This is a genomic window from Streptomyces sp. N35 (assembly GCF_016464295.1).
Lineage (GTDB): Bacteria > Actinomycetota > Actinomycetes > Streptomycetales > Streptomycetaceae > Streptomyces.
In genome coordinates, this window is record NZ_JAEIMH010000214.1 from 1 (window position 1) to 709 (window position 709).

Genomic DNA, 709 nt, shown 5'->3' on the forward strand with positions numbered 1-709 from the left:
ACGGGCCGACCATCAGCATGATCTTCTGCTGGTCCGTGGCCCCGCCCAGGATGTAGCCGAACCACTCCTGCAACGCCTCGACCGAGCCGGGGTCATCGGGCCATAGCTGTTCGAGGAAGGCCAGCCAGTGCGGGGCGGTCGCATCGGGGTCGTAGTTGAACGGGACGGACACCAGGTTGAAGAACTCCGGTGTGAGGGGCGACAGTTCCCGGTCGCAGACGTTCAGCAGCCCGTTGCGGCAGGCCACCACGGGTGCGGATCTTCCGTGCGCAGAGGCGGGATCACCGATCCACTGGGGCACGTCGACGGACGGGCGCAGGTGGGTGACGGCGGTAATCGCCTCGGTCAGATCAGCGATCTTCCGTTTCGTCGGCGACCAGTCGCGTACCTCTACCTCGCCTTTGACGGTCTGCTCGTAGGTGGCGTTCTCCAACTTCCGGTACAGGTCGGCACGGACTTCCTGGTCGTCGAGTTCCCGCCAGTGCGGGCCCTTCCACTGCATCCATGCTCCCCGCCAGTGCCGCAGCGTCAGCGCCTGGCCGCGCATCCATGCCGATTCCAAGTGCCGGGCCACAGCCATGGGGTTGGCCGGCGGCGGAATCGGTGCGCCGGTCAACTGATTGCGAGCAGCGATGTCCTCGGCCCTCTCGGCGTTCACGCGGCCCTCCTCATGGTCTTGCGGCGGGCCGAGTTGATCGTGGCAGCGGCT

1 pseudogene is annotated in these 709 nt (G+C 66.7%); it reads right to left on the reverse strand.

Going from position 1 to position 709, the window contains the following annotated elements:
* A pseudogene (locus JAO81_RS44185) lies at positions 1 to 658 on the reverse strand (NTP-binding protein); the annotation flags it as partial.
* Positions 659 to 709: the final 51 nt, after the last annotated feature.